Source organism: Marinobacter sp. UBA2498 (assembly GCF_002341575.1).
GTDB classification, from domain to species: Bacteria; Pseudomonadota; Gammaproteobacteria; order Pseudomonadales; family Oleiphilaceae; genus Marinobacter; species Marinobacter manganoxydans.
Genome location: NZ_DDOI01000154.1, coordinates 14176 through 17608, shown reverse-complemented (window position 1 = coordinate 17608; position 3433 = coordinate 14176). Strand labels below are relative to the sequence as shown.

At 58.5% G+C, this 3433-nt stretch carries 3 protein-coding genes; all 3 read right to left on the bottom strand.

Annotated elements, in window-relative coordinates; translation table 11 throughout:
- Positions 1-318, bottom strand: a 318-nt coding sequence (locus tag B2W52_RS21285) for a DNA ligase LigA-related protein (RefSeq protein WP_414673522.1), incomplete at its 3' end; no start/stop codon positions are given.
- A 73-nt stretch (positions 319-391) separates the two neighbouring features.
- Positions 392-1405 (bottom strand): cell division protein ZipA, encoded by a 1014-nt coding sequence (zipA, locus tag B2W52_RS21280; protein WP_104271056.1) that lies wholly within the window; start codon positions 1403-1405, stop codon positions 392-394.
- Positions 1406-1527: 122 nt separating this feature from the next.
- Positions 1528-3433: coiled-coil domain-containing protein (locus B2W52_RS21275; protein ID WP_476738550.1), on the bottom strand; the 1906-nt coding region annotated here is incomplete at its 5' end.

The window sequence follows — 3433 nt, the reverse complement described above, 5'->3', positions numbered from 1 at the left end:
GAGCCGATCTTTTACCCGCCGGTCAAAGTCACGAAGTTCGTCCTCGCTGAACGCATTATCCAGCGACAGCATGGGCAGCCTGTGCACTACCTCCTCAAAGCTGGTTTCCGCGGCGCTGCCAACCCGCCGCGTGGGCGACGTGTCCGAAGCCAACTCCGGATAATCGGTTTCCAGGCCCTGCAATTCCCGGAACAACCGGTCGTATTCCGCATCGGGAACACGCGGGTCATCCAGCACGTAATAGCGGTAGTTATGGTCATCAATCGCCGAACGGAGTTCTTCAACACGCTGAATGATGTCGGGCGTGGCTTTGCTCATGGACTGGCACTCTCGTCTCTCAAAAAAATGCCCGGAACAAACCGGGCATCTGGCCTTCTTTTACCGCCTGGTTTCAGACTCGCTGGGAACGTTGCTTGCGCTCGAACTCCCGAATCCTCTGGCGGCAGTGCTCGATTGTCTGAGGGGTCATCACGCTCCGGCGCTCATCCTTAAGCTCGCCGCCAAGGTTACGAACCACGGCCTGGGCTGTCTCAAGCATGAAGTCAAACGCCTGCAGCGCATTGGTGGGCCCGGGCATACTCATGAAGAAACTGATACCGGGCGTGGCCAGGGTCGGCATATCGCCCGGCTTGAACGTGCCGGGTTCCACGGCATTGGCAACACTGAACTGGACCGGGCTGGTGGTATCGGACTCCTCGTGCCGGTGATAAATGTCCATATCACCATGCTCCAGACCACAGGCTTCGAACAACTTCTTCAGGGCCACCCCCTTGAAGTCTTCACCGCTCTTGGCCAGGACATTGATCACAATCACTTCCCGGGCCTCAGGGCGATTCGCACCTGCCAGCGGCTGACCACTGACCGCTCGGGAAGGTTCACGCCGTGCCGTATCTTCCTCTACTTCGGTTGTTACCGTAGGCGGGACTGCTTCCACTTCATCTTCGATGGCCCCCCAACCTGATTCGAGCTCGGTTTCTTCGGGCTCATGACTGGACAACCCGAAATCCGGATCCGACTCAACCGGTTCATCGTGATACTCGGCAGCCGGTTCGCTGTCCGGCCCAGGATGCAGATCCGGTTCTGGCGACTCCCGATGTTCTTCCTTGGCAGCAGCGGTTACCGGGCGGGTCGGTTTGGGTTTCGGAGAACCAAATCGGCTGGGCTTTTCACGCTTTACATACCCACGCTCTTCAAGTGTGTCGCGGGAGATGGTTCGTGCGCCGCCGTTGGGCAACTCCGGGTTGTATTCGTCATCGAGTGGTGAATCCTCGAGCTCATCGGCGCCCATGCCCGATGAGATTGCCATGGATTCCTTCCGGGCACGCCGCATGCGGCGCACGCCATCAATGACAATGCCGATAATAACCAGGGTACCGATGGCAATTAACCATTCCCTAAGTGACATAGTGCTGCTGTCCTGTTTGCAGATCCCGTAACGTTGCTACTCTAAGAAAAGCCCGTAATGAATACAACGCACACCCGGGCCAGATGGCGTTATTGTCATGGTCGCCTGAATTCTGAACAGCCTCAAGCCTCTGCGAGAGCCGCTGCCTCGTCGACATCGACCGACACCAGGCGCGAACACCCCGGTTCATGCATGGTTACGCCCATCAACTGATCCGCCATCTCCATGGCAATCTTGTTGTGGGTAATGTAGATGAACTGAACCTGCTTGGACATCTCCTTGACCATGTTGGCATAGCGGCCCACGTTGGCATCATCCAGCGGCGCATCCACCTCGTCCAGCATACAGAAGGGTGCCGGGTTGAGCTGGAAAATCGAAAACACCAGTGCGATCGCCGTGAGGGCCTTTTCGCCGCCCGACAGCAGGTGAATGGTGCTGTTCTTCTTGCCCGGCGGCCGCGCCATGATCGCAACGCCGGTTTCCAGAAGATCCTCACCGGTAAGCTCCAGGTAGGCGTTACCGCCTCCGAACACTTTGGGAAACAGAGCCTGCAGACCACCGTTCACCTGGTCAAAGGTTTCCTTGAAACGCTGCCGGGTTTCCCGGTCTATTTTCCGTATAGCGTTGTCCAGTGTTTCCAGGGCTTCCATCAGGTCTTCATGCTGGGAATCCAGGTAGGTCTTGCGCTCACTCTGAACCTGATATTCCTCAATGGCCGCCAGGTTAATCGCGCCCAGGCGCTGAATTCGGTTGCCGATTCGCTCCAGTTCGTCTGCCCAGTCTTTTTCATTCGCACCCTCGGGCAACTGGGCGAGGATATCCTGAAGTTTTACGTCCAGCTCCTTGAGCTGATCGACATGATTCCCGGAACGGATTTCCAGGGCCTGGGACTCCATTTTCAGTTTTTCGAGTCGGGACCGGACTTCCTGAATGCGATGATCGGTTCCGCTTCTGCCCTGTTCCTTTTCCCGCACTTCCCGATCAATCTCTTCCAGCGCGTCGCGAGCAGCGCCCAGCTTTTCCTCTTCCGCCAATCGCCGATCCAGCAGCCCTTCGAGCTGCATCTGCAGGTCTTCGATGGGCTCTTCGGCGCTTTCCCGGGACTCCCTCAGAATCTCCAGGCGCTCGTCGATACGCTCCTTCTGCAACTGCATCCGATCAATCGTCTGCCTGAGGCCGTCACGTTGACTGTGCAGGGTCTGCAGCTGGAGCTGCAGCTGATGCGCGTGATCACGATCGTGCCGGGCCTCCTGGCGAAGCCGATCCAGGTTTTCGCGCAAGGTATCGCGCTGCTCCAGCAACCGCTCTTTCTCTTCATCGCTGTCTTCGGTGGAAGCCAGCGCCAGTTGCCAGTCTTCCCGGGCATCCTGAAGACTCTCTTTCTGGCCCTCGAGGTTTTCGGACACGTCCTGGATATCGTCCCGGATTCGCTGCAGGCGGGCATCAATCTGCTCGGCACGTGCTCGCAGGCCGCTGACCCTGGACGCCAGTGTGCTCAGTTCACGATCTGCCTGGCTCAGACGGGTCTGCGCCTCATCCCGGGCTGCTTCCGAACGCTCTGCCCGCTCCTGAAGCTCTTCCAACCGTTCGGTAGCCGCTTCCAGCGCCTCCTCCGCCTCGGCCAGCTGCGCGGTCAGTTCGGTCACCTTCTTCTGCCGCTCAATCACACCGACCTGGCCGGCATCAGAGTCCGGCATCAGGACCCACTCCCGGGATATCCAGACGCCCTCGGGTGTCATCAGGCTTTGACCGTCCCGAAGCCCCGATCGCATACCCATGGCGTCAGAGACGGTTTCGACGGTATCGATGCCGCGAAGCAACGAGGCAATTCCCGGCACTCCGGAAACCTTGGCCGCCAACCCGGAACGCTCACTGCCGTCTGTGGCTTCTGCCTCCACCAGCGCCAACCCCTTTGGCGCTTCTTTCATGGCGGATGAGAGCTGATCAATATCGGGAAGGCAGAGACCCTGGGTAAAACGCCCAATAACCTGTTCGACAGCAAACTCCCAGCCATCGGTAATCTGAAGC

Bases quoted from the DNA above. Each gene is read 5' to 3' on its own strand.
- zipA (WP_104271056.1), bottom strand. From the start codon at position 1,405: ATGTCACTTAGGGAATGGTTAATTGCCATCGGTACCCTGGTTATTATC.